The following is a 24,585-nucleotide window of genomic DNA, read 5'->3' on the forward strand; positions in this document are numbered from 1 at the left end:
ACGCGTGGCACCCCAACTTCGGTCGGTGCGCGCATAGGGTCGGGCTATGAGCGAGGAGACGCAGTATCGGATCGAGCACGACACGATGGGTGAGGTCCGGGTTCCGGTGGACGCATTGTGGCGGGCTCAGACGCAGCGGGCGGTGGAGAACTTCCCGATCAGCGGGCGGGGGCTGGAGCGGGCGCAGATCCGGGCGCTCGGGCTGCTGAAAGGTGCCTGCGCTGTCGTGAACCGGGACCTCGGGCTGCTCGATGCCGAGCGGGCCGAGGCCGTGATCGCGGCGGCCGCGGAGATCGCGGAGGGGCGGCACGACGACCAGTTCCCGATCGATGTGTTCCAGACCGGGTCCGGGACCAGTTCGAATATGAACGCCAATGAGGTGATCGCGTCGATCGCGGCGAACAACGGCGTCACCGTGCATCCGAACGATCACGTGAACATGTCGCAGTCGTCGAACGACACCTTCCCGACGGCCACTCATCTGGCCGCGACCGAGGCCGTGATCAAGGATCTGCTGCCCGCGCTGGAGCATCTGCGGCTGGCGCTGCTGGACAAATCCCAGGAATGGCGGACGGTGGTCAAATCGGGGCGAACCCATCTGATGGATGCCGTACCGGTGACGCTGGGCCAGGAGTTCGGCGGGTATACGCGACAGGTGGCGGCGGGGATGGAACGACTGCTGGCGACGCTGCCGCGGCTCGGGGAGCTGCCGATCGGCGGGACCGCGGTCGGTACGGGGCTGAACGCGCCCCCCGGGTTCGGTGCGAAGGTGGTGGAAGAATTGGTGCGCACTACCGGAATCGACGCGCTCACCGAGGCCGAGGACCATTTCGAGGCGCAGGCGGCGCGGGACGGGTTGGTGGAGGTTTCCGGGGCCCTGCGCACGGTCGCGGTGAGCCTGACGAAAATCGCCAACGATATCCGCTGGATGGGTTCGGGGCCGTTGACCGGGCTCGGCGAACTGCAGTTGCCGGATCTGCAGCCGGGCAGCTCGATCATGCCAGGAAAGGTGAATCCCGTTCTGCCGGAAGCGGTTACGCAGGTCGCGGCGCAGGTGGTGGGTAATGACGCGGCGGTCGCGTTCGCCGGCGCGGGCGGGCATTTCGAACTGAATGTCTACATTCCGGTGATGGCGCGCAATGTGCTGGAGTCGATTCGCCTGCTGGCGGCGGTATCGCGGCTGTTCGCCGACCGGTGCATCCACGGGCTCACCGCCAATGCGGAACGCCTGCGCACGCTGGCCGAATCCTCGCCGTCGATCGTGACGCCGCTGAATTCGGCCATCGGCTACGAGGAAGCGGCCGCTGTCGCCAAACAGGCACTGCGGGAACAGAAGACGATCCGGCAGACGGTGATCGATCGCGGGCTGATCGGCGAGAAGCTCAGTGAGGAAGAACTGGACCGGCGCCTGGATGTGCTGTCCATGACGAATATCGACAAGGACTGAGCCTTTCGATTTCGGCGGAGCCGCGACTGTCGAAGCCGAATGCGGCAGTGCTCCGGGCGGGAAGGTTGACCACCCGGAGCCTCGTCGCGCCGCTCACCGGAATCAGTGAGCGGCTGCGGACGGTGCGCACACACCCACCGCGTCTGTGCGCGGGGTGTCAGCGGACCGTGGTCAGGGGCGGAAGCGGGCGAGTTCGGCGCGTGCCGCCTCGCCGGTTTCCCCGAGATCGGTGCGGCCGAAGACGTCCCAGCGCTGCAGCAGCGGGGCGAACACCAGCTCGTCCTGTTTCGCCGGATCGTAGATTCCGGCTTCGGCCAGGACCTCGTCGCTGCTGCGGCCGTCGGGCAGGGTGAGCGCGGGCACCTCGAACGCGGCGACCTGATCGGCGACGGCGCGCATCGCCTGATCCGGTACCTCCTTGAAACCCGCCGCGACCAGATCGGCGAATACGTCGGCCTGCCTCTCGTCGTCCTTGGCGATCCGCTCACCGATGGCGGTGACCAGCGGGTTCTCTCCGAGCGCGGCGGTATTGCGATGCCGGATCGCCGACGCCGTCTCCTCGAACGCGCACGCGGCCAGCACATCGAGCAGGTGCAGCGGGGGGCGGCGGAAGCCGGTGGTCATATGGTCCATCCGCAGCCGTTCCAGTTCCACCGGATCGCAGGCGCGGGTGACCATCAAGTAATTGCGGATGAGGACGGAATGCCGGGCTTCCTCGGCGGTCCACCGGCCCACCCAGCGCCACCACGCGCCGGTGCGCAGGTATTTTCCGATCTCCCGGTGGTAGGAGGGCAGATTGTCGGCGATCAGCACGCTCACGGTGAGCGCCAGCCGGGCCGTATCGCTCAACTCGGACTGGGCGGGGTCCCAGTCTTCGCCGCCGAGGAACGCGAAGTTGCGGCCGTCGTCCCAGGGGACGAAGTCGTGCGGCTGCCATTCGTCGGCGGTTTCGGTGTGGCGCCGCATGGCCAGTTCCACCTCGAACGCGAGGGATTCCAGCAGGTCGCGGTCGGTCAACAGATTCTGCACGCACACACGGTAGCGGGTCGGGTGGGAGTTCGGGTGCACACCGGGTCGGGTTGGGAGTAATCGGTCAGAGGTCCAGTTCTGATGGTGATCGCACACCGTTTCCGGAACGGCCGGGAAGTGAGGGGGCATTCTTTTTCGGGCTCATGGCGGGCCGTTCTTCTCGGCCGGTTCCACCGGCACAACGAAAGGGGCGCCCGCCATGGCGGGCGCCCCTTCGCCGATGATCAATTCTGGGTGACGGTGGTGGAGCGGTCGGAGGAATTCCAGGTGATCGTGCCGCCCTCGAATTCGCTCTTCTTGCCCTCCGGGGTGTCTTCCTCGTCGGAGGTCGGGAATCCCAGTTCGCCCTCGGCGCCGCCGTTGGCCTCCCAGGCTTCCCGGATATCGCCCCACACGATGTGGGCGCCGGTCTCCTCACTGAAGAAAATCGTGCCGCCGACGAAGTTCTGGTAGCGGCCGCCGTCACCGGCAACCTGCTCCTCGCCCTCGGGCATACCGAGCGTGCCGGCCGGACCGCCCGCTTCGGTGTACTTCTGATAAATGCTGCCGGATACGGTGACCTCCGTACCGTCCGGCGTCTGCACCGTGGTTTCGCCGGCATCGGCGTTGGGGTCCTCGTCGGGGGTGGGTGACCCCTCGGCGCCGGTGGTTTCGGTGGGCGACCCCTCCGCCCCCGGGGACCCGGTCGGTGACTCGCCGGTGCCGGTGTTGTCGCCGGGCATCACCGCCGAGGTCAGCGAGCCGACGCTATCCGAGACCGAGTTGTCGTCGTCGCCGCAACCTGCCACGAGCAGGCCCGCGGCCGCGAGCGCAATGGTGAATCCAGCCGAACGTCGAGCGAAGTGATGCATATCCATCCTCTCGCGACAGGCCGGCGTGATCCGCAGTCGCGGGACTCATCACTCCGGCTCAGTGAGGTGGCAACGCAACGGCAACCCATCGCGAGATCCGTAGCGCTACCGCTTCGGTGGTCACGGGGATCGTACCCGGAATCGGAAGGAGCATGATCGGATGCCCGATATTTGCTGGATGCAGTGCCGGCGCGTGTTCCACGCCGGCACCGCACGATCACGGCAGGGGTGGGTTGGCGTGTTCGTCGCCGTGGAAGTCGACCGACGAGTACTCGCGCAGTTTGGTCAGGCGGTGGTAGGCGTCGATCATCCGGACGGTGCCCGATTTCGAGCGCATCACGATGGAGTGGGTGGACGCGCCGCCACCGTAGTAGCGCACGCCGCGCAGGAGGTCGCCGTCGGTGACACCGGTGGCGCAGAAGAAGACGTTGTCGCCGGACACCAGGTCCTCGGTGACGAGCACGCGATCCAGGTCGTGACCGGCGTCGATGGCCTTCTGGCGTTCGTCGTCGTCCTTGGGCGCGAGTTTGCCCTGCAGTACGCCACCCATACAGCGCATCGCGGCGGCGGCGATGATGCCCTCGGGGGTGCCGCCGATGCCGACGAGGATATCGGTGCCGGAGTCGGGGCGGGCGGCGGCGATGGCGCCGGCCACGTCGCCGTCGGAGATCAGCCGGATCCGGGCGCCCGCGTCGCGGACCTCTTGGATGAGGTCGGCGTGCCGGGGCCGGTCCAGGATGCAGACGGTGATATCGGATACGGACATGCTCTTGGCCTTGGCGACCTTGCGGATGTTCTCCGCGATCGGCACCGAGATATCGATCACATCGGCCGCATCGGGGCCGACCGCGATCTTGTGCATGTAGAAGACGGCCGAAGGATCGAACATGGCGCCGCGTTCGGCGACCGCGAGCACCGAGATGGCGCCCGGGGAACCCTTCGACATCAGGGTGGTGCCGTCGATCGGGTCGACCGCGAAGTCCACATCGGGGCCGGTGCCGTCACCGACGTTCTCCCCGTTGTAGAGCATGGGCGCCTCGTCCTTCTCGCCCTCGCCGATCACCACGACACCGCGCATCGATACCGAGCTGACCAGCTGCCGCATGGCATCCACGGCCGCCCCGTCGCCGCCCTCCTTGTCGCCGCGCCCGACCCAGCGGCCCGCCGCCATCGCACCGGCCTCGGTGACGCGGACGAGTTCGAGCGCGAGGTTGCGGTCGGGCGCCTCGCGGCGGCTCGAAGGGGTCGCGGATGCCGTCATAGCGGGTGCCTCCTTGGCGTCGGAACTTCGGGGTAATTGTCGCATTGACCTGTTCCGCGGAAATGATCAGCTGGTACGGCAGTACCGGGGGCGGGCCCGGTCGCACCTCTACCACGATGGATACTGAGAACGTGCCGAACAAGAAGCCACGCATCATGAACGACTACCGGGATCTGGTCTGGTCGCTGATTCCGTTGGTGCTGATCGCCGTGGTATTCGCCGGACTCACCAGCCAGTGCAGTTTCGCCGCCAACGGGCCGACGACGGGCACGATCCCGAGTTTCGACGCCGCCGCGGCGCTGCGCTCGGACGCGGAGAATCTGTCGTTCCCGGTGCGCGAGCCGGCGCTGCCGGAGAACTGGCAGCCGAATTCGGGGAGCCGCGACACCATCACCGGCACCGGCGGCGGCGCGGTGAGCACGATCGGCTACATCACCGGCGCCGGCACGTATATGCAGCTCAACCAGAGCAACGCCACCGAGGACGTGCTCGTCGATCACATCGTGGGCCGCCGCTACGCCACCGGAACCCAGGAGACCGGCGGCCAGAAATGGGTGGTGTACGACGAACCGGACGCCGAAGCCGCCTGGGTCGCCGATTTCGGTGACAGCCGGGTGCTGATCCGCGGCGCCGGCGACAGCGCGGCCTTCGAGACACTGGCCGCCGCGGTCACGTCCGCACGACCTCTGTAGAGCCGGGTCGCTACTCCTGATCGGAGTCGGCCAGGGCCTTCTCGATCCGCTGCCGGGCACCGGCCAGATGCTGTTCGCAGCGGTTGGCCAGCGCTTCGCCGCGCTCCCACAGTGCCAGCGCGTCGTCGAGGTCCATACCGCCCTGTTCCAGCATCTTCACCACGTTGACCAGTTCGTCGCGGGCACGCTCGTAGCCGAACCCGGCGATCTCGGCCAGTTCGTCGTCGGTGCTGGTATCGGGCACGTGTCAGGTCCTCTCGGTGTCGTCGGGGTGGTTCCCGGCCCCGGGCTCGCGCGCCGCGTCGCGGCGCTCACCCAGCGGTGTGCTGCCCAGACCGGCGGCGGAAATCGCGCCGTCACCGACGCGGATCCGCAACTGGCTGCCCGGGGGCGCGTCCTCGATACTGCGCACCACATGGCGTTCGGTGCCGGCCAGCCGCTGCACGACAGCGTAGCCGCGGGCCAGGGTGGCGGCCGGGCCCACGGCGGTCAGCTGACGCCGCAGGTGATCGGTACCGGTGGTCTCGGTGCGGATCAGGTCCGAGACGGTCCGGCGGGCGGCGGTGCGCAGGCGTTCGATCTCGTCGTGCCGGTGCCCGAGTTCCCGCAGCGGGTCGGCCAGGACGGGACGTGACCGCAGCTGCGCCAGGGCGGCGGCCTCCCGCTGGACCCAGCCGCGCAGAGCGGCCGCCGAGCGGTCGCGCAGTTCCCGGATGAGCGCGATTTCGGCGGCGGCGTCGGGAACGATGCGTTTGGCGGCGTCGGTGGGGGTGGCGGCGCGCAGGTCGGCGACCAGGTCGGACAGCGGGGAATCGGGTTCGTGACCGATCGCGCTGACGATCGGGGTGGTCGCGGCGACGATCGCGCGGCACAGGGTTTCGTCGGAGAACGGCAGCAGATCCTCGACACTGCCGCCGCCGCGGGCCAGCACGATCACCTCGACGGCCGGGTCGCGGTCGAGGCCGGCCAGCGCGTCCAGAATCTGCGGGACCGCGGACGGACCCTGTACGGCGGTGTTGCGGACCTCGAAACACACCGCCGGCCAGCGCGCCCGGGCGACGCTCAGCACATCGTGTTCGGCGGCGCTGCCGCGGCCGGTGATCAACCCGACGGTCGCGGGCAGGAAGGGGACCGGGCGTTTGATCCGTTCGTCGAACAAGCCCTCCGCGGCCAGCAGTGCTTTGAGCCGCTCGATCCGGGCCAGCAGTTCACCGACCCCGACCGGGCGGATCTCGGTGATCCGCAGCGACAGGGTGCCGCGGCCGGTGAAGAACGCGAGTTTGCCGTACACCACCACCCGGCTGCCTTCCTGCAGCGGTACGGGGGCGTTGCGGAGCAGGGCGGGGTCGCAGGTCACCGACAGCGACATATCGGCGGCGGGGTCGCGGAGCACGAGAAAGGCGGTGCGGGTGCCCGGTCGCAGGTTGATCTGGGTCAGCTGTCCCTCGACCCAGATACTGCCGAGCCGGTCGATCCACTGGGCGACCTTCATCGCCACCGAACGCACCGGCCACGGCTGCTCGGCGGAGTTGGCGGGCGCGGCCGGCCGGCCGGAATCGGCGCGGCCGGCCGCGGCGCCCGGTTGGGCTTCCGTCACTGGGCGCGCACGGTGGCGATCCGGTTGGTCAGCATGGTGACGAACGCCGCGCGGTCCCGGGTGCGCTGCTCGTAGTCGAGCAGGGCGACCAGATCGGCGACGGTGAGGGTGCGCAGCCGGCCGCGCAACTGGGCCAGCGTCATGTTCGGGTAGTCGTAGCGGGCGCCGACCTCGGGAAGTTCGGGTTCGGGGTCGCCGGCCGCCGCCGGCTCCGCGGGCGCGGGGTCGTCCGTGGTTTCGGCGGCAGGCTCCGGGGCAGGCGCGGTCCCGGCCTCCGCAGCGGCGTCGGCCGCCGGCTCGGCGTCCGGCTCGGCCGCGATCCGCGCCTCCCATTCGCCGGTATCGAAGGTGGTTGCCTCGGGTACGGCATTGCCGTTCTGTATTGCGCGCAGCCCGGCGAGGGTCTCCTGCAGCGCCAGTTCCACCTCGGCCGGATCGGCGTCGAACCGGTCGAACTCGCTGTCCCGCCCGGGCACGGGGGCGCTGGGCGTACGCACCGGCAGATCTTCGTCCTCGTCGAACGTGGCCCATTCCGGCTGCTGCTCCGGACGGTTGATGATCCGGTCGAAAACCGAATCTCCCTTGATCGCGAGACTGGTGACGAACTGCTGGACGTGCATACCGGTCTGCAGCAGCTGGCTCACCGCGGTGACGGGAAACTTCACCGCCGCGGAAGGCAGCCGGCGCGTCTCCTCGAGGACGTAGACGGCGGCGCCGGCGGCGACACGGGCCAGGAACGGTGGTCGAAACATGCTACTAGCCTGCCCGATATCACACGGTCCGCAAAAGAGGGTGTGCCCTCCCGGCAAGCCGCGGCGCGGGCCGGGGCGTGCACCCGGTGCCGCGGTGATCGGCGCGTCGATCGTGACCGGCATCTCCCCGCAGGTCAGCGCCCTGCCGCCGGGGTGGAGGCGACCCGGGGCGGCGGGCCGGGTGTGCCGCGGCGCACGCCCTCGGCGGTGCCGGAGTCACGCACGTATCCTGTCGGCATGTCCTCGGCAATACCGTTGAACGTCGGAATCACTCGCTCGGCCGGCACCGCCACCGCGGTTCCGGAAGGGAAACGAGTGCTACTCGCCGAACCGCGCGGCTACTGCGCGGGTGTGGACCGCGCGGTGGAAACCGTGGAGAAGGCGCTGGAGAAACACGGCGCGCCGATCTACGTCCGCAAGGAGATCGTGCACAACCGCCATGTGGTGGAGACCCTGCGGGAACGCGGGGTGATCTTCGTCGACACCACCGACGAGGTACCCGAAGGGGAACTCGTGGTGTTCTCGGCGCACGGTGTCTCCCCGGCGGTGCACGCCACCGCCGCCGAACGCAATCTGCGCACCATCGACGCCACCTGCCCGCTGGTCACCAAGGTCCATCAGGAAGCCAAACGCTTCGCTCGCGACGACTACGACATCCTGCTGATCGGCCACGAGGGTCATGAGGAGGTCGAAGGCACCGCCGGCGAGGCCCCCGATCATGTGCAGCTCGTCGACGGGCCGGACGCGGTCGACGGGGTTCGGGTGCGCGACGAATCCAAGGTGATCTGGCTGTCGCAGACCACGCTCAGCGTGGACGAGACCATGGAGACCGTCTCCAGGCTGCGGGAGAAGTTCCCGGCGCTGCAGGATCCGCCCAGCGACGATATCTGTTACGCCACGCAGAACCGGCAGGTCGCGGTGAAGGCGATGGCGCCGGAATGCGATCTGGTGATCGTCGTCGGCTCCCGGAACTCGTCCAACTCGGTGCGCCTGGTGGAGGTCGCGCTGGGCGCCGGCGCCAAGGCGGCGTACCTGGTCGACTACGCGCGTGAAGTGGATCCGGCCTGGCTGGAGGGTGTGCGCACGGTGGGGATCACCTCGGGTGCGTCGGTCCCGGAGATCCTGGTGCGCGGGGTGCTGGACATGCTCGCCGAACACGGTTTCGGTGAGGTGCAGCCGGTGACCACCGCGAACGAGACCCTGGTATTCGCCCTGCCCCGGGAACTGCGCGCCGCCCGGCGCTGACGCACTGCGGTACGGGTCACATACGTTCCGGCCGCCGGCGTTCCGGAATCGGTTCCCGATCGCGGAACCTGGCGACCTGGGGCTGGCGTGGTGGTTCGCCGCCACCTCGACGGGGCCGGGCCCGCGCCGGTTCCTCCTGGACCGGTGCCGCCGGCCGTGGTGGGCGCTGCGGATGCACTTCGCGGGACCGCGCCGCGCGGCCCGGCTGCTCCGCTGCGGCGCGAGCGCGGCCACGCGGGGGTTCGGGGGCGGGATCGCGGGTGTAATCGGGCTCGGGTTTCTCGGGCCGCTTGGGCCGGGGGGATTTCGCCTTCGTCCGCGAACTCGCCTTGGACCGTGCGGCCAGGGTTTCGGCGCGGGAGGGTTTACTCCCGCGCGCCGGTTTTCCCTCGCCGCCGACGGGCCGTTTGGTTTGACCGCGGCCGGGGCGTTTCGCGGTGTCGCGGCGTGGCCGCTCGGTTCGGCTCCGGGGCTCGGCTCGATTCGCGCGGCGTTCGCTGCGCCCCCAGCTCGTCCCGCGCCTTGCTTCGGCGGTCTCGCGTGCCGCTTTCTCCGACCGGTCCTGCGCGATCCGGATACCGGCGATGATCAGTACCAGTACGGTGGCCAGCATCATCGGCGGGAAGCGGTGGACCAGCGGGATGGCGAGGTTCAGCAGGATGTCCTTGAGCGAGGCGGTGCTGCTCCCGGTGAGCTGGCGATACGCGATCGGAACCGCGACGAACAGCAGCAGCGGCGGTAGCACCATCGTGGTGAACAGGCCCCGGAACCGGACGGCGGCCGCGGCCGCGAGGCAGCCGAGGATATAGAACGCGCTGAAGGTGCCGGTGAGGTCCGCGACGTCGCCGAGGGCATCGATGAGGAAGCCCACGAATGTGCACGCCACCGCGATCAGAACCGCGGCGTAGGCGGGCACGCCCGGCACCGTCGGCAGTAACGAACGTTGCGGCGCGGGCACCCGGGAATTCACTCGTTGGGAAGCAGCCACGTAATGAACACTATCGCTCGGAGTGGTCGCCCGTGTTACGGCACGGCGGGTCCGGTGCCAGGATTGTGCGGAAACCGTGCTCGGCGGGCGGTTTCATAACCGTCAAGGGCGCTGCGTGGCGGCCGCCACTGTGGCGCAATAGAGACAGTGGTCGTATTGGGACATGGCGCAGGGTGCGGGATCGGCAGGATGGTCGGGGCGGCAACGGTGTCGGCGTGTTGCCGGTGTGGCGTTGCCGGTAATCGGATTCGCATTGAAAGCTGTCGGTGGGTTGCCCTAAGTTCGCGGTCATGCGAATCCTGCATACGTCGGACTGGCATATCGGGCGCACCTTTCACGGCGTGGACCTGCTGGCCGACCAGGCGCGGGTCCTCGGGGCGATAGCCGAACTCGTGGCCGCGGAGGGGGTGGACACCGTTGTGCTCCCGGGCGACGTCTACGACCGCTCGATCCCCAGCGCCGATGCTATCGCGGTGTGCAACAGGGGATTCGAGGCGATCCGCGCGGCCGGTGCCCGGATCGTGGCCACCTCCGGTAATCACGATTCGCCGGCCCGGCTCGGTGCCGGAGCCAGCTTCGCGGCCGCGGGTGGTCTGTATCTGCGCACCACCGTGGCCGATTCACACCGGCCGATCCTGCTCGCCGATGCCCACGGCGAGGTCGCGTTCTACGGGATCCCGTACCTCGAGCCGGAGATCTGCCGGGCCGAACTCGGAGTTCCGCAGGCACGTTCCCACGCCGAGGTACTGACCGCCGTCCTCGACCGCATCCGTGCCGATGCGGCGGAGCGTCCGGAAGCCCGGGTGGTGGTACTGGCGCACGCCTTCGTCGTCGGCGGGATCGCCGGCGGTTCGGAACGTTCGATCTCGGTGGGCGGAGTCGAGACGGTGCCACTGCAACTGTTCACCGACCTCGGGGCCGACTATGTGGCCCTGGGGCATCTGCATTCTCCGCAGACTCTCGCCGAAACGGTGCGCTACTCGGGTTCGCCACTGCCCTACTCCTTCGGGGAGAGCTCGCATCGGAAAAAGGTGTGGCTGGTGGATCTGGATGCCGCCGGCCCGGTCCGGGTAGGCGGGCACGACCTGCCCGCGGTCCGCGGTCTGAGCAAACTCACCGGCACGCTGGACGAGCTGCTCACCGATTCCGCCTGGGCGGCGGCCGAACAGCACTACGTATCGGTGGTGCTCACCGATTACGCCCGCCCCGTGGATGCCATGCGCAAACTGCGCGAACGTTTCCCCTACGCGGTGCATCTGGAATGGGAGCGGCCGCAGACCGGCCCGGTGCTGAAATACCGGGAGCGGGTGCGCGGGCGCGACGACACCGAAATCGCCCGCACCTTCCTCACCGACGTGCGCGGCGAACCCAGCGAGTCCGAGATGCAGTGGCTCACCCGAGCGATGGCCGCGGCGGTGCGTGAACCGGAGGCCGGTGGCGCCGCGGAACCGGCGGCCGCCGGAACGGGACTCACCGCATGAGGTTGCACCGGCTGGAGATGACGGCGTTCGGCCCGTTCGCCGGCACCACCGAGGTCGATTTCGAGGCACTCGGCACGGACGGGTTGTTCCTGCTGCACGGCCGGACGGGGGCGGGCAAGACCACGATTCTCGACGCCATCGCCTATGCCCTCTACGGCCGGGTGCCGGGTGCGCGTGGTGACAAGCGGCTGCATTCCGATCACGCACCGGCGCAGACCCGGCCGGAGGTGATCCTGGAGGCGACGCTGGGCGGGCGCCGGGTGCGGATAACCCGCAGCCCGGAATTCGAACGGCCGAAACTGCGCGGCAGCGGAACCCGGGTGGAAAATGCCAAGGCCACGCTCACCTGGCTGGACGGCCGGGGAACCAACCTGTCCCGGATCAACGAGATCGGTGACGAGGTCATCCGCCTGCTCGGGATGAGCGCCGACCAGTTCTTCCAGGTCGTACTACTGCCGCAGGGCGATTTCGCGAGATTCCTGCGCGCCGAGAACGAGGACCGGGAGCGGTTGCTGGAGAAGTTGTTCGATACCGGCCGGTTCGGCACGGCCGAGCAGTGGCTCGCGGCGCAGCGCAAGAACTCCGGGGAAGAGATCGGCGCCCAGCAGCGCAACGTCGAGGAACTGATCACCCGGGTCGCGGTGACCGCCGGGATCGACCGGACCGAACGGATCGACATTCTCGACGCGGTCGAATGGTCGCAGGATCTGCTGGGCACCGCCCGCGGCGATCTCGAGATGGCGCAGCGGGAACTGGAACTGCGCCGGGAGGAATCGGCGCACGCCGACGGCGAGGCCGAAAACGAGCGCCGCGCGGCCGAACAGCGCCGCCGCCTCGCACTCGCCCAGCGGCAACTCGACGACTATGCCGCCGGCGCCGCGCAGCGGGCGGCGGACCGAGCCGAACTGGATCGCGCCCGGCGTGCCGAACCGGTAGCCGCTGCGCTGATGGAGGCGGAAGCGGCGATGGAGGTCGCGCGAGGGTGTGACGAGGAGGCGGATACGGCGGCGCGGCGGCTGTTCCGGCTGGCGGACGAGCCGGAAAGCGGGGATATTCCCGGCATTCATCTGGTTCGCCCGGAGGGTGCCGGCTCCGGGCCCGAGGACGGACCGGGTGACCGGGCCGAATACCCGGACCCGGCGGGAGGCGATCGCGTCGCCGCGGTGCGTGGCGACAGTGGTCCTGCCGTGAGTGATCGCAGGGACTCGGCGGTGAGCGATCACCGGACCGGCGAGATGGACAGCGGCCGGGGTATCGCGCAGGGCAGCCCCGGCACTCCCCGGAGTTACAGCAGCACCGAGGATGAGGACGACTTCGCACTCTTCGCGCTCGAACGGGTGGCAGTACGCCGATCATCCCCCCGACCCTCTTCTGACGCTGACGCTGACGCTGACGCTGACGCTGACGCTGACGCTGACGCTGACGCTGACGCTGACGCTGACGCTGACGCCGCGGCACGCCTGGCAGCGGGCACCCCTTCCGGCCTCGACGAGGATTTCCGGCTGGATACCGCGATCCGCGGGTGGAGCGCCGTATTGGGGAAACTCGACGAAATCCGGGCCGATGCGGCTGTGGCCGAGAAACTGCGTATCGAACTCGGCGAATTACGCGGCGCCGAGGTGAAACTGCGGGACAGGGTGGCAACCCTCACCGAGCGACGGGTGCAGTTGCCGGAGATCGTCACGGCCGCACGGGCCCGAGCGCGCGAGGCGGGCGAAGCCAAGGCGGCGCTGCCCGGGCTGCGGGCCGAACACGAGCGGTTGCGGGCGGCGGCCACCGCGGCGGTCGAACTGGCGGGAGCACGAACCCGGCTCGACCGTGTGCGGGTCGACGCCGACGCCGCACGTGCGGCGCATCTCGAGGCGCGCGAACGGGTCCTGGACCTGCGGGAGCGGCGGCTGGCCGGGATGGCCGCGGAACTGGCCGGACATCTCGTCGACGGGCAGGCTTGTGCCGTCTGTGGCTCCGCCGACCATCCCCGGCCCGCGCGTCCGGGGAATTCCGCGGTCTCGGAGGGCGACGAGGCAGCGGCGGTCGCTGCCGAGCACGCGGCCGAGCTGACGAGGGACCGCAACCAGACCGCTGTCGCCGAGTTGGAGCGCGATATCGAGGCGTTGATCGCGCGGGGTGGCGGCACGGACCCGGTGGAACTCGCCGCGGCTCTGGACCGAGCTACCGACCGGTGCGCGGACGCCGAGGAATTGGCGGCCACAGCCGAGGAATGCGCCGCCGAGGTCACTCGTCTGGCCGCCGACGAGAACGAACTGCACGATGCCTTGCGGGACGCGGAGACTCGGGCCGGTGCGCTCGCGACCCGGGTCCAGGCCACGCAGGCGCGGCTCACCGAAATCGAACGGAAGTTGCGTACGGCGGCGGGCCGGGACGCGACGATCGGCCGCCGCCGCGAACGTCTGTATGCGCTGATCGCAGCTGCCGGCGACCGGCGTGAGGCCTACGCCGCTGCCCGGGCGGCCTGGGAGAAGGTGGCGGGCTGTGTTGGGCGCGTCGAAAGACTCGCGGTCGCGGCAGGATTCGCGCCCGCCACACGTTCCGCCGGGAAATCGGCCCTCTCGGACTCACCCACTACCGCCGGGGCCCGGGCAACGGGCGTCCCCGGGTGGGAAGACGTCGAAGCGCCGGACGCGGACGGACAAGCGGATGTGGTCGCTGCGGTAACGGAATCGGATGCGCCGGGAATCGCGGGCGCGCCCGGTGCCGCCGAACCTGCTGGGATACGCGGTGGAGCCGGGACACCGGAGGAACTCCGCGCGGTCCTTCGCGGGTACGCACCCGTTGTCGCCGCCGCCTCCCGCACCCGGGACCGGCAGGCGGAGATCGAGGTGGCGCTGACGGCGGCCGAGGATGTGCGGGCGGCCGCGCAGTCCGTGGTGGACGAGCCGGAGATGCGGGCCGCCGCGGCTGCCGAACCCCGTGACGAGGCCGGTCTCGCGGAAGCGGTGCACAAGGCGAGGCAGGCACTGGACGAGGCCGTGGCCGTGCACGGTGCCGCCGTGCAGCGGGTGACCCGGCTGGAAACTCTGTGCGGGCAGCTATGGGCGGCGGTGGACTTGATCACCCCGGCCCAGCGGGCGCATCGGGATCTGGCGGATCTGGCGGAGGTGGTGGCCGGTCGCGGGGAGAACAACCGCCGGATGTCGCTGCGCTCCTACGTGCTCGCGGCGCGATTGGAGGAGGTCGCGGTGGCGGGTTCGGCACGGCTGCGCCGGATGTCGGGCGGCCGTTACGAATTCGTGCACACCGATCGCGCCGGTACGCACGGCCGGCGCGGCGGGCTGGGCCTCGATATCCACGACGACTACACCGGTGCGGTCCGCCCCGCCCGCACGCTCTCCGGCGGCGAAACCTTCATGGCTTCCCTCTCCTTGGCGCTGGGACTGGCGGATACCGTCGCGGCCGAGGCGGGCGGAATCATCCTGGACACGCTGTTCATCGACGAGGGGTTCGGCAGCCTGGACGCCGACACCCTGGACGCCGTGATGGGTGTACTCGACGAATTGCGCGCCGGAGGCCGAGTGGTGGGTGTGGTGAGTCATGTCGACGAGATGCGCCAGCGCATCCCCACCCGGCTCCATGTGGTCCGCGGCCCCCAGGGTTCGCACGTAGAGGCCATCCTCGTCTGACCCCTACAGGCCCGGCCGGGTTCGGTTGCGGTACTGCCGGGCCCGTGCGGTACCCGCCTGATTCGATGTATCGGCCGAAGCGGATGCGTCAGGCGGCGGATTCGTGATCGAGTAGCCAGCGCTTGGCGGGCAAGCCCCACCGGAAACCGCCCAGCGTTCCGTCTGTACGGAGAATACGGTGACACGGAACGAACAGCGCGGCGGCATTGCGCGCGCAGGCCCCGGCGGCGGCGCGGGTGGCTGCGGGACGGCCGGCGCGGGCGGCGAAAGCCGTGTACGAGATCGGGTGCCCGGCCGGTACCGTGCGCAGCACATCCCATGCGTGCGACAGGAATTCGCCCGAGCGCTGCCGCACCACGACGGTGTCTATCGCGGTGAGGTCGCCGCGGTGATAGTCGGTGACGGCAGTGGTCACCGCGCCGAGGTCCGCGCGAGCACGCAGATCGCGGGGTCGTAGGGTCGCGTGGACGAGACCGCGCAATTCTTCCGGGTTCGCGGTCCAGCCTGCCGCCAATACCGCGCCGTCCCCGGCGACCAGGGTTGTGAACGGGCCGATCGGAGTCTCCACGGTAGCGAAATCGGCGGTGCCGGTCCGGGTGGCGGCGGGGGAAACGGTGGGTGCGGACATCAGGAGATACTCACTTTCGCGTCGGAATCGGAGGTGCTCGCCGCGGCGCTGCCGGATGCGGTGCGGGCCCGCAACTCGGCGCGCCACAGCTGCATGGACAGGTACGAGCGCCACGGCGACCAGCGGGCCGTATCGGAGAGGTCGATCCCGTACCGGGCGGCGCCGCGGCGGACCACGAGATCGGTGTTCAGCAGAATGTCGGGATCGGCGAGCAGCCGCATCGTCACGTAATCGGCCGTCCAAGGGCCGATGCCCGGGAGGGCCAGCAGATCGCGGCGTAGTTCGGCGGCCGTGCGGCCCTGGTGCAAGGTGAGGTCACCGCCGGCCAGCGCGGCCGCGACGGCGGTGATCGACCGGATGCGCTGGGCCGGCCCGGCCAGTACCTCCGCGCCCTGCTCCGCGATCGCCGCCGGGGTGGGGAAGAGCCGTGGCACCGGGCCGTCGACCGGTTCGCCGAGCGCCGCGACCAGGCGGGCGGTATGGGTGTTCGCCGCCGCCACCGAGATCTGCTGCCCGATCATGGTGCGCAGCAACAGTTCCGGGCCGTCCGCGCAACCGGGCACCCGGATTCCGGGGGTGAAACGGAGACCTTCCGCGGGTGTGGCGGACGGTCCCGGAGGTTCGCCCGGGCCCAGCAGCGCCTCGTCGACGGCGACCGGGTCGGCGTCCAGATCCAGCAGGTGCCGGATCCGGGCGACCGTGGGCGCGAGATCGCGCATATCGCGCAGCGTCAGTTCCGCGCGCACATGTCCCGGCAGCACACTGAGCCGGATCCCCGCGTAACCGTGCGGTGTGCGCAGATTACGCAGGTAGGTGCCTTCGCCGGTGGGGGAGCTCTGCCACAGTTCGAGCCCCGGGGTCACATGGGCGGAGAGGAACCATTCGAGCCAGTCGCGGTCGAGGGGCGCGCGGTAGGGCAGGCGCAGGGTGAGGGTTCCGCACGCGGTCGGGCCGGTCCCGCCGTTCGGCGACCCCGCGGAACGACTCGCCCGCTGGTGCTCCGAGCGACTCAGCCGCTGTGCTTCCGAGCGGCTCAGCCGCTGTTGCTCCGAGCGGCTCAGCCGCTGTGCCTCCGCACGCATGGTGCTGGGACTCACCGCGAACACCTCGCGCACGGTGTCGTTGAACTGGCGGATACTGGCGAAACCCGCGGCGAAGGCGATATCCGACATCGGCATCGCCGTGGTCTGGATGAGCAGCCGCGCCGTATGCGCGCGATGGGCCCGCGCCAGGGCGAGCGGGCCGGCGCCCAGTTCGCTGGTGAGTACCCGGGTGAGCTGACGCTGCGAATAACCGAGTGTCGCCGCGAGTGCCGGTACCCCGCCGCGTTCCACCACGCCGTCACCGATGAGCCGCATGGCCCGGGCCGCGAGATCCGCCCGCGTGTTCCACAGCGGGGAGCCGGGCGCGGCATCCGGCAGGCAGCGCCGGCAGGCGCGGTAACCGGCCTGCTGCGCGGCGGCGGCCGTCGGCAGGAAGGTCACGTTCGCGGGTTTCGGGGTGATCGCCGGGCACGACGGACGGCAGTAGATGCCGGTGGTCCGGACGGCGGTGTAGAACTGGCCGTCGAACCGGGAATCGCGCGCGGTCACCGCGCGGTAGCAGCGCTCGAAATCCAGGGTCGTAATGCTCACCCGACCAACGATGGCAGGTCGGCAGGACCGAAGCTAGCGGAAAACGGACACCGCCGTCGGCGAGTCTCGAGCGGGCCGCTGCACGGTCGCCCGGCATTCCGCCCCGACCTCGGTGGCGGAGCCGGTCAGCAGCAGCGGGCGCCGGGGTTGCGTTCGGCGTCCGCATAGCGTTCGCGCCAGTAGGCGCGTTTATCGGCGATCGGCTTACCGGGGTGTGCCCGGCGCATATGGGCGACGTAGCGCTGGTAGTCCTGTCCGCCGACGACGGAGTCCAGATACCAGAGCACCGCGCGCGCCGCCCGGACCACCGCGGCCGCGCCCGCACCCCGAGCGGTGTCCCGCCGGGCAGCCGGGGCGGTGTGGTGGTCCGGGACGGCGCGGCGAATCAACTGCGGACCTCCGCGTGCGCCGCGCCCGGCACCGCGGCCTCACCCTTGGCGATCAGGTCGTCCCACTGCCGCTGCACGTCCTTCTCCTCCTTGGTCGGGAGGAACCCGCTGGGCGCGAAGATCTTCGACGGTTCCTCCGGCGATTCCGTGGTGGAGGTGCCGCCGGACTTCCACGCCCGGTAGCACACCCACGCGCCGGCCAGCACCACGATCAGCACCAGCACCGCGAAGACGATCGACAGCGTGCCCTGGATGAACGTATTGCGGATCACCGCGTCCACATTGTCGGGGGTCTTGGCCGTCAGGCACAGTTCACCGGCGTCGCGGGCGGCGCGGCAGAGGCTGTTCTGCTTCCAGTAGCCCACCTTCGGATCGGCCGAGAAGATCTTCTGCCAGGAGGCCGTCATGGTGACGATCAGATCCCAGGCCAGTGCGATCCCCGGGATCCACGCCCACTTGGTGAGGCCCTTCTTCACCAGGATGGTCAGCACCACCGTCAGCGCGATCGCCGCCAGGAGCTGGTTGGCGATACCGAACAGCGGGAACAGCGCGTTGATTCCGCCCAGCGGGTCGGTGACGCCCATCAGCAGGATCGAACCCCAGGCGGCCACCACGAGCGCCGAGCACAGCCAGGCCCCGACCCGCCAGGACGGGTCGGAGAACTTCCGCGCGGGGCCGCGCAGGTTACCCAGCGAATCCGAGAGCATGAACCGCGCGACACGGGTGCCCGCGTCGATCGTGGTGAGGATGAACAGCGCCTCGAACATGATCGCGAAGTGGTACCAGAACGACTTCATCCCGGCGCCGCCGAGGAACCCGGAGAACACTTCCGAGATACCGATCGCGAGAGTGGGCGCGCCGCCGGTGCGCGAGATCACCGATTCCTCGCCGACATCCACCGCGGCCTGGTCCAGTGCGGCGCCGGTCGTGGGCGGCCCCGACAGGCCCAGGCTGTTCGTGTAGGCCGCGGCGGTTTCCGCGGTCCCGCCGGTGGCGCCGGCCGGTGCGTTCATCGCGAAGTACAGATGCTGGTCGATGATCGAGGCCGTGATGAGGGCCATCACCGCCACGAACGACTCCATCAGCATGCCGCCGTAGCCGATCATCTTGACGTGCGATTCCTTCTCCACCAGCTTCGGTGTCGTCCCCGACGACACCAGCGCGTGGAACCCGGACAGCGCACCACAGGCGATGGTGATGAACAGGAACGGGAACAGGCTGCCCGCGAACGCCGGGCCGGTGCCCGAGGTCGCGAACTCGGAAATCGCCGGCGCCTGCAGCACGGGCAGCGTGACCAGGATGCCGATCGCCAGCAGGAAGATGGTGCCGATCTTCATGAAGGTCGACAGATAGTCGCGCGGCGCCAGCAGCAGCCACACCGGCAGCACCGAGGCCACGAAACCGTAGGCGATCAGCATCCAGGAGATCGTGACCGGCGAGAAGGTGAACCAGCTCGCCCAGGTCTCGTTCTCGTTCACCCAGCCGCCCGCGATGATCGCCAGGATCAGCAGCACGAACCCGATGGCCGAGATCTCGCCGACCGCGCCCGGCCGCAGATACCGCAGGTACACACCCATGAACAGGGCGATCGGAATCGTCATCGCGATGGAGAAAACACCCCACGGGCTTTCCGCCAGCGCATTGACCACGACCAGCGCCAGCACCGCCAGCAGAATCATCATGATCGCGAGCACACCGATGATCGCGGCCACGCCGCCGATCGCGCCGAGCTCGTCGCGCGCCATCTGCCCGAGGCTGCGCCCGCGCCGCTTCATCGACACCCACAGCACCAGGTAGTCCTGCACCGCACCGGCGAAGACCACGCCGACGATGATCCAGATGGTGCCCGGCAGATAACCCATCTGCGCCGCCAGCACCGGACCCACCAGCGGACCGGCACCCGCGATGGCGGCGAAGTGGTGCCCGAACAGCACCCGCCGGTCCATCGGCATGAAGTCCTTGCCGTTGTCCAGGATCTCGGCGGGCGTCGCGACGTCGTCGCGCGGTTTGACCACCTTGTATTCGATCAGCCGGGCATAGAACCGGTAAGCGATGATGTAGGTGCAGACCGCGGCGATCACGATCCACACGGCATTCACCGACTCGCCGCGCGCGATCGCGAGGATGGTCCACGCCACGCCGCCGAGCAGCGCGATGGCCACGAAGATCGCCTTTTTGGCGGGCGTGATCGGGGAGCGGTCGACCACGCCGACCGGTGGCCGGTCGGGGTCGGTTTTGAGGTATTCGATTGTCCCCATCGGGCAACTCCTGTACAGCGAGCGGACATGGCTGTCACATGAAGTTAACCGATGGGTACCGGACGGTCGGACGATTGCGCCGAACGGTCGCTGTGGCGCGCCGAGCGGACGAAGTCCGTCCCACGACGCAATAAAAGGCCACGTCGAATTGCGCAATTTCGGTCAACTGTGGCGGCGCCCGCCGCGCTTACGGTGGGACGATGCGCGAAACGCCGGAAGAACTCACCGCCCTGCAAGCCCTGCTCGACTCGTCCCTCGCGGGCTCCACCACCCACCTCCGTTCGATCATCGCCGCCGACCGCACCCTGACCGCGGAACAACTCACCGCCGTCCTCACCGGTATGCGCACGCTGGCACTGTCCACCGTGACCGCCAAGGGCGAGCCGCGGATCAGCGGCGTCGACGGGCACTTCCTGCACGGCCGGTGGTACTTCGGCACCGCGCGCACCGCCGCCAAAGCCCGCCACCTCGCCGCCCGCCCGGCTGCCAGCGTCGCCCATATGGACGGTGAGGATCTGGGTGTGTTCACCCACGGCACGGCGGAGATCCTGAACCCGGCGAGCGGCGAGCCGGACCCCGAATGGCCGGAGCTGCTCGCGTACTTCAAGGACCACTACGGCGCCGACGGCTTCGACTGGGACGAGGAGGTCGTCTTCTACCGGCTGCGCCCGCACTGGATGACCGTGTACGCCCCCGACTTCGCCAAGCTCACCGGGAACTGAGCGTGGTCGAGCGTACTGCCGGACGATCTCGATGACGGGTGCTGACCGCGGCGGTCACAACTCCGTCGTGCCCGGTCGTCCGGTGGCGGGAGCGTGCAGTCGGCGCATTCGCTGCATCAGAGTGCCGGATATCGGAAACCACAGCAGCGTCAGGGCGATCAGGCCGAGGGTATGCCAGGGAATCCTCCACCACCACGGGGGAACCACGTGGAACGATTGTGCGGGGGCGGCCGGTGGTGCGGCGAAGGCCCAGGCCAGGAAGGCGTCGCCGATGGGGAGGACGCCGAAGGCGTAGCGCTTGGACCCGCCGAGAGTGATCGGTACGCCGAGCCCTTCCCCGAGACCGGTGAGCGACCCGGCGAGGCGCCGGTCGCCGTGCATCCGGGCCGCGCCGAGGCCGACCACCGTGGCCGAGGCGCTGATACCGAGAATCAGCGGCCCGGAATCCACATCGCCCGCGCCGTCTTTCCCGTGCGGATATTCCCGCACCCCCGGCAGACCGAGCGGCGTATCCACGAACTGCCGGCGGAACTCGCGGTACTGCTCGTCGGCCCACACCGGGTCTATTTCCGGTAGGAATCGCTGGATTATCGACTGTGACGAACCGCGCGCACCCTCCACCACCGGTGTCACCATATGCGGCAGCAGGCCGGTGGCCGGGTCGAGTTGCGCGCGAGCCGACTTCAGCCAGTCGGCGATCACCGGTTCGAAACGCGAGCCGAGCAACCGATCGTGCAAGCTCAGCGCCGCCACCGCGACAACACTGTCCACCGGCCAGGCCTGTCCCGGATACGCGGCCGGAAACGGGCCGTCCGCCGCGAACGCGGCCGCGAGTTCCGCGCAATCCGCCGTGAACCTTGTCGCCTCCGGTGCGCTGGGGCCCGCGAGTTCTACCACCGCGCCACGCAGCCGGCTGGACCAGCCGACGTAGAAGACCCCGTACGCCGGGCGCAGATCGGCATCGAAAGCCGCTCGCCCCGAAGGCGAATCCAGCCGGTCCAGCGCCCAGCGCGCCTCCCGCAGCGCCTCGCCCCGGTACGCCGTATCGCCGCGCGCGATATCGGTCCACGCCAGCCCGTACAGGACATGGGAGAAGACATACCCTTCCGGGAACATGCCCTGCATATCCTCCCCGAGCCCCGATTCCAGTTCGGAACGGAGAAAGTGCAGTTGGGCGACGATATCCGGGCGCGGCTGCTCCGTCCGGTACAGCCGGACCTGCGGGATCAGGATCATAAGCGTGAGCACAACCGCTGCGGCGATATACAGTGCCCGCCACGCGGTCCGGAAGGAGATCACCCACCGACCCTAGACATTCGGAGCGGGGAAGGCCGGTCACCGGCCGGCCCGGCCCGGGGCAGCGGTGTCTTGCCGGGCCGAACCGCCGGGACATCGTTGTCGCCGGAGCGGGTCCGTCAGGAGCGCGGTCCCGGAGCGCTCGGGCGCGGCTCGGTGGACCGCTGTGTGACCGACTCCGCGACTTCGTCGAGCGCGGTACGGATCATCGCGCCGTACGCGTCGTCGGGTAAGGCGTTCAGATGTCTCCGGGCAGCAGTGAGGTGTTCGCCCGCCGCATCCCACGACCCCAGCCGCCGGTAGTTGTCGGCCAGGTTGAGGTGCAGTGACGGATAGAAGCCCGCCACCTGCAGGCTCGCGTGGTACTGCTGCGCGCGGTCGTCGCCGAGGGAATCCGCGGCGTCGAGTGCCCGGATATCCCAGGCCAGGGCCTGCGCGGGGTCGTCGTATAGGTCGGCCAGGTAGTGGGCGAGGGTGCAGCGGTGCAGTGGATCACCGACGACCCCGATCCCGGCCCAGATCTCGAGCAGGTGGGCGCGGGCGGTCGCGATATCGCCGGACCGGCCGAGCGTGACGGCCTCGGTGATCGCGTTCATGGTGGTATCGGGGGAGAGTTGGTCGGTGGTCAATTCGGGGATCCGTTCTCTGCGTCGACAACTGCGGGGTCGGCCGGCATGGCCAGGGTGGTGAGGTCACCGTTGTCGGCGGACCGCACGACCATCGGGTCCTGCGGGCCGGCGATATCCAGCCGCACATCGGGTCCGATCGCGGTCGCGACGGCGGGGTGCAGGATGGTGAAACCGAAGACGAGGTCGCCGGGTGGTCCGGTGACCAGCGCGGACAGCTCGGCGGCGGGTTGATCCGCGGTACCCGAGACGGTGAGCGAACCCGGCGCGACCGCGAGCCGGAGATAACGCGCCCGCTGCTGTTCCAGCGTCCGCATCAGCTCGTGTTTCGACACCACCGCATGGGTCCGCGCCGCCGGTAGCGAGGCCATCAGCGCGCGGTGATCGGGGAAGGGTTCGGTCAGCGTCCGGCAGGTACGCACGGCCCCGTCGGCCGGACGGAACCGGAGGCGGTGCTCCCCGGCCTCCAGATCGACCAGATGGGCCCGCCGGATCTCCGGCAACGCCGCGCTCAGATCGGCGCCGTCGACGGTGGCCGACCATTCGGCCGAACCCGTCTGTTCGGGCACCACCGTGCGGGTGGACAACCGGTACCGGTCGGTGGCGGTGAGTGTCAGCGATTCGGCGGTCGCCTCCAGCCGGACTCCGGCCAGTACGGGTAGCTCGGGATCGGTGCCGGTGGCAGCGAGTATCTGCTCGACCGCCGCCGCCAGCACCGGCCCCCGCACCGTCGCCACCAGCCATCCCGACGGTTCACCGAGAGCGGCCTTCACGACTTCGGCGGTCCGCCGCGCCTGCTGGGTGCGCTCCACGAGCTGCGTCACATGGTTGTCGATCAACCGGGCCGCATCATGCGCGTCGGCCGCGAGCACGCCGGCGATCCCGTCCAGCGGCATATCGATCTCACGCAACCGGCGGATGGTCACCGCTCGCGCCACCTGCTCGGGGGCGTAGTAGCGGTAGCCGGTGGTGTCGTCGACCCCGGCCGGGGCGAGCAGACCGGAGTCGTCGTAGAACCGCAGCGCGCTCGCGGTGATCCCGCAGGAACGGGCGAACGCGCCGATGGTGATCAGGTCGGATTCGGGCACCCGCCCATCATCGGGCTTCGAGCAAGGTGAAGGTCAAGCGCCGGGAGCGCGTCGATCAGACCGATGCGTCCAGTTGCTGCATCAGGAGCAGATCGGCACCGTGCGGCCAGTATTCGGCGAGCCGGTTGTCCGCGACGCGGAACAGGTCCATACCGGGGTAGCGCACCCGGGTGCCGGCCGGTGCCCCGATACCGGGCACGCCTCCGATATATCTCCCGGCGAACTCCCACCGCGCCGCGATCCAGTCGCCGTCCACGATGGGTTCGGTGAGCAGCGTGACCGAGACGTTGTCGAACATGGTGAAGGTCTCCTGGACCTTCGCGGCGATCGCCCGCGGGCCTACCGGGTCCTGGCTGCCACCCCAGTGCCCCACCGCGTCCGGTGCGAAGATCTCCGCGGCGATCGCCGGCATCGCATCGGGAGCCGAATTCCACAGTCCGGGCAGCCACCTGTGGTAGAGGGCGCGCATCGCGGCCTTGTCCATCGGCATCGTCTTCCCTTCGAAGTGTCCGGACGGAGCCGGTAGCGGTGTCACTGGCCCCGGTAGGTCCCGAAACTCCAGTAGTTGCCTTCCGGGTCGGCGACGGTGAACCCGCGCGATCCGTAGTCCTCGTCCTTCAGTCCGGCGATCGTCTCCGCGCCCGCGGCCGTGGCCCGCTCGTAGAGGGCGTCCGGGTCGGTGCAGACGACGTACACGGATTCGGTGCCCGGTGTGCGCCGGTCCGGCAGGCCGCCGCCTTTGCCGGCGGTGCCGAACATGATTCCGCCGCCTTCGGGCCAGCGCAGTTCGGCGTGTTCGATCACCGATGGGTCGTCGTCCCGGGCATACATCGCGGTCAGTTCGAACCCGAAGGCCCGGACCAGGAAGTCCGCGGTGCCGCGGGCGTCCCGGAATCCCAGGCACGGCCAGACGGTCGGGGTAGGTGTGGTTGTCGTGGTGGATTTCTCTGTTGCGGTCAT

The 24,585-nt window shown here is 69.6% G+C and carries 22 protein-coding genes; 6 read left to right on the plus strand and 16 right to left on the minus strand.

What is annotated here, in order from left to right; genetic code table 11:
- Positions 1-46 precede the first annotated feature (46 nt).
- Positions 47-1,447: a class II fumarate hydratase gene (locus ACQEVO_RS00585; RefSeq protein WP_432907578.1), complete on the plus strand. Its 1,401-nt coding sequence runs from the start codon at positions 47-49 to the stop codon at positions 1,445-1,447.
- A 171-nt stretch (positions 1,448-1,618) separates the two neighbouring features.
- Here ACQEVO_RS00585 and ACQEVO_RS00590 read toward each other — a convergent pair whose 3' ends face one another.
- The 3 genes from ACQEVO_RS00590 to glpX form a co-directional block, all read right to left on the minus strand.
- A complete protein-coding gene (locus tag ACQEVO_RS00590; RefSeq protein WP_432907580.1) occupies positions 1,619-2,476 on the minus strand; it encodes an acyl-ACP desaturase in 858 nt (285 codons plus the stop codon).
- A 224-nt stretch (positions 2,477-2,700) separates the two neighbouring features.
- A complete protein-coding gene (locus ACQEVO_RS00595; RefSeq protein WP_432907583.1) occupies positions 2,701-3,327 on the minus strand; it encodes an LGFP repeat-containing protein in 627 nt (208 codons plus the stop codon).
- Between the two features lie 217 nt (positions 3,328-3,544).
- Entirely contained in the window at positions 3,545-4,588 is a 1,044-nt protein-coding gene (glpX, locus tag ACQEVO_RS00600; RefSeq protein WP_432907586.1) for a class II fructose-bisphosphatase, read from the minus strand.
- A 131-nt stretch (positions 4,589-4,719) separates the two neighbouring features.
- On the opposite strand from glpX, the gene ACQEVO_RS00605 reads away from it, so the two are divergent.
- Positions 4,720-5,280: a DUF4245 domain-containing protein gene (locus tag ACQEVO_RS00605; protein ID WP_432907589.1), complete on the plus strand. Its 561-nt coding sequence runs from the start codon at positions 4,720-4,722 to the stop codon at positions 5,278-5,280.
- Positions 5,281-5,290: 10 nt separating this feature from the next.
- Here ACQEVO_RS00605 and ACQEVO_RS00610 read toward each other — a convergent pair whose 3' ends face one another.
- The 3 genes from ACQEVO_RS00610 to ACQEVO_RS00620 are packed head-to-tail and all read right to left on the minus strand — an operon-like array spanning position 5,291 to position 7,629.
- A complete protein-coding gene (locus ACQEVO_RS00610) occupies positions 5,291-5,524 on the minus strand; it encodes an exodeoxyribonuclease VII small subunit (protein ID WP_432907591.1) in 234 nt (77 codons plus the stop codon).
- A 3-nt stretch (positions 5,525-5,527) separates the two neighbouring features.
- Complete coding sequence (gene xseA, locus ACQEVO_RS00615; protein ID WP_432907594.1) at positions 5,528-6,877, minus strand: exodeoxyribonuclease VII large subunit; 1,350 nt, start codon at positions 6,875-6,877, stop codon at positions 5,528-5,530.
- Positions 6,874-7,629: a lipid droplet-associated protein gene (locus ACQEVO_RS00620; protein WP_432907596.1), complete on the minus strand. Its 756-nt coding sequence runs from the start codon at positions 7,627-7,629 to the stop codon at positions 6,874-6,876. Before ACQEVO_RS00620 ends, xseA begins: the two co-directional genes overlap by 4 nt.
- A 237-nt stretch (positions 7,630-7,866) precedes the next feature.
- Between ACQEVO_RS00620 and ACQEVO_RS00625 the strand changes: the two genes are divergently transcribed.
- On the plus strand, positions 7,867-8,874 hold the full coding sequence (locus tag ACQEVO_RS00625) for a 4-hydroxy-3-methylbut-2-enyl diphosphate reductase (protein WP_432907599.1): 1,008 nt from the start codon (positions 7,867-7,869) through the stop codon (positions 8,872-8,874).
- 16 nt (positions 8,875-8,890) lie between these two features.
- Here the strand turns inward: ACQEVO_RS00625 and ACQEVO_RS00630 are convergent, their stop codons facing one another.
- Positions 8,891-9,862 carry a DUF6542 domain-containing protein gene (locus tag ACQEVO_RS00630; protein WP_432907602.1) on the minus strand — a complete coding sequence of 324 codons (972 nt, stop codon included), beginning with the start codon at positions 9,860-9,862 and terminating at the stop codon, positions 8,891-8,893.
- 290 nt (positions 9,863-10,152) lie between these two features.
- Here ACQEVO_RS00630 and ACQEVO_RS00635 point away from each other — a divergent pair, with 290 nt between their 5' ends.
- Both ACQEVO_RS00635 and ACQEVO_RS00640 read left to right on the plus strand, forming a co-directional pair.
- Positions 10,153-11,343 (plus strand): exonuclease SbcCD subunit D, encoded by a 1,191-nt coding sequence (locus ACQEVO_RS00635; protein ID WP_432907604.1) that lies wholly within the window; start codon positions 10,153-10,155, stop codon positions 11,341-11,343.
- Positions 11,340-14,984, plus strand: a complete 3,645-nt coding sequence (locus ACQEVO_RS00640; RefSeq protein WP_432907607.1) for an AAA family ATPase — start codon at positions 11,340-11,342, stop codon at positions 14,982-14,984. Before ACQEVO_RS00635 ends, ACQEVO_RS00640 begins: the two co-directional genes overlap by 4 nt.
- An 88-nt stretch (positions 14,985-15,072) precedes the next feature.
- On the opposite strand, the gene ACQEVO_RS00645 is transcribed toward ACQEVO_RS00640, so the two are convergent.
- From ACQEVO_RS00645 to ACQEVO_RS00660, 4 genes are all read right to left on the minus strand, one after another.
- Positions 15,073-15,612, minus strand: a complete 540-nt coding sequence (locus ACQEVO_RS00645; RefSeq protein ID WP_432907610.1) for a methylated-DNA--[protein]-cysteine S-methyltransferase — start codon at positions 15,610-15,612, stop codon at positions 15,073-15,075.
- Positions 15,612-17,246, minus strand: a complete 1,635-nt coding sequence (locus tag ACQEVO_RS00650; protein WP_432907612.1) for an Ada metal-binding domain-containing protein — start codon at positions 17,244-17,246, stop codon at positions 15,612-15,614. The genes ACQEVO_RS00645 and ACQEVO_RS00650 overlap by 1 nt, the downstream gene beginning before the upstream one ends.
- A gap of 125 nt (positions 17,247-17,371) precedes the next feature.
- Entirely contained in the window at positions 17,372-17,635 is a 264-nt protein-coding gene (locus ACQEVO_RS00655; RefSeq protein WP_432907615.1) for a YbdD/YjiX family protein, read from the minus strand.
- Complete coding sequence (locus tag ACQEVO_RS00660; protein WP_432922186.1) at positions 17,632-19,893, minus strand: carbon starvation CstA family protein; 2,262 nt, start codon at positions 19,891-19,893, stop codon at positions 17,632-17,634. The genes ACQEVO_RS00655 and ACQEVO_RS00660 overlap by 4 nt, the downstream gene beginning before the upstream one ends.
- A gap of 200 nt (positions 19,894-20,093) precedes the next feature.
- On the opposite strand from ACQEVO_RS00660, the gene ACQEVO_RS00665 reads away from it, so the two are divergent.
- Entirely contained in the window at positions 20,094-20,615 is a 522-nt protein-coding gene (locus ACQEVO_RS00665; RefSeq protein WP_432907617.1) for a pyridoxamine 5'-phosphate oxidase family protein, read from the plus strand.
- A 54-nt stretch (positions 20,616-20,669) separates the two neighbouring features.
- On the opposite strand, the gene ACQEVO_RS00670 is transcribed toward ACQEVO_RS00665, so the two are convergent.
- The 5 genes from ACQEVO_RS00670 to ACQEVO_RS00690 form a co-directional block, all read right to left on the minus strand.
- The gene (locus ACQEVO_RS00670; RefSeq protein ID WP_432907620.1) at positions 20,670-21,914 is read right to left on the minus strand and encodes a hypothetical protein; all 1,245 of its coding nucleotides are present in this window, start codon (positions 21,912-21,914) and stop codon (positions 20,670-20,672) included.
- A 116-nt stretch (positions 21,915-22,030) separates the two neighbouring features.
- Positions 22,031-22,507, minus strand: a complete 477-nt coding sequence (locus ACQEVO_RS00675; protein ID WP_432922189.1) for a hypothetical protein — start codon at positions 22,505-22,507, stop codon at positions 22,031-22,033.
- Between the two features lie 29 nt (positions 22,508-22,536).
- The gene (locus ACQEVO_RS00680; protein WP_432907623.1) at positions 22,537-23,625 is read right to left on the minus strand and encodes a MerR family transcriptional regulator; all 1,089 of its coding nucleotides are present in this window, start codon (positions 23,623-23,625) and stop codon (positions 22,537-22,539) included.
- A 55-nt stretch (positions 23,626-23,680) separates the two neighbouring features.
- Positions 23,681-24,115: an ester cyclase gene (locus ACQEVO_RS00685; RefSeq protein WP_432907626.1), complete on the minus strand. Its 435-nt coding sequence runs from the start codon at positions 24,113-24,115 to the stop codon at positions 23,681-23,683.
- A 41-nt stretch (positions 24,116-24,156) separates the two neighbouring features.
- Positions 24,157-24,585, minus strand: a complete 429-nt coding sequence (locus tag ACQEVO_RS00690) for a VOC family protein (protein WP_432907629.1) — start codon at positions 24,583-24,585, stop codon at positions 24,157-24,159.

The sequence above is a fragment of the Nocardia sp. CA-290969 genome (assembly GCF_050936135.1).
In the GTDB taxonomy this organism is placed as follows: domain Bacteria; phylum Actinomycetota; class Actinomycetes; order Mycobacteriales; family Mycobacteriaceae; genus Nocardia.

Bases quoted from the DNA above. Each gene is read 5' to 3' on its own strand.
- ACQEVO_RS00585 (WP_432907578.1), top strand. From the start codon at position 47: ATGAGCGAGGAGACGCAGTATCGGATCGAGCACGACACGATGGGTGAG.
- ACQEVO_RS00595 (WP_432907583.1), bottom strand. From the start codon at position 3,327: ATGCATCACTTCGCTCGACGTTCGGCTGGATTCACCATTGCGCTCGCG.
- glpX (WP_432907586.1), bottom strand. From the start codon at position 4,588: ATGACGGCATCCGCGACCCCTTCGAGCCGCCGCGAGGCGCCCGACCGC.
- ACQEVO_RS00620 (WP_432907596.1), bottom strand. From the start codon at position 7,629: ATGTTTCGACCACCGTTCCTGGCCCGTGTCGCCGCCGGCGCCGCCGTC.
- ACQEVO_RS00625 (WP_432907599.1), top strand. From the start codon at position 7,867: ATGTCCTCGGCAATACCGTTGAACGTCGGAATCACTCGCTCGGCCGGC.
- ACQEVO_RS00635 (WP_432907604.1), top strand. From the start codon at position 10,153: ATGCGAATCCTGCATACGTCGGACTGGCATATCGGGCGCACCTTTCAC.
- ACQEVO_RS00640 (WP_432907607.1), top strand. From the start codon at position 11,340: ATGAGGTTGCACCGGCTGGAGATGACGGCGTTCGGCCCGTTCGCCGGC.
- ACQEVO_RS00645 (WP_432907610.1), bottom strand. From the start codon at position 15,612: ATGTCCGCACCCACCGTTTCCCCCGCCGCCACCCGGACCGGCACCGCC.
- ACQEVO_RS00660 (WP_432922186.1), bottom strand. From the start codon at position 19,893: ATGGGGACAATCGAATACCTCAAAACCGACCCCGACCGGCCACCGGTC.
- ACQEVO_RS00665 (WP_432907617.1), top strand. From the start codon at position 20,094: ATGCGCGAAACGCCGGAAGAACTCACCGCCCTGCAAGCCCTGCTCGAC.
- ACQEVO_RS00675 (WP_432922189.1), bottom strand. From the start codon at position 22,507: ATGAACGCGATCACCGAGGCCGTCACGCTCGGCCGGTCCGGCGATATC.
- ACQEVO_RS00685 (WP_432907626.1), bottom strand. From the start codon at position 24,115: ATGCCGATGGACAAGGCCGCGATGCGCGCCCTCTACCACAGGTGGCTG.
- ACQEVO_RS00690 (WP_432907629.1), bottom strand. From the start codon at position 24,585: ATGACCGCAACAGAGAAATCCACCACGACAACCACACCTACCCCGACC.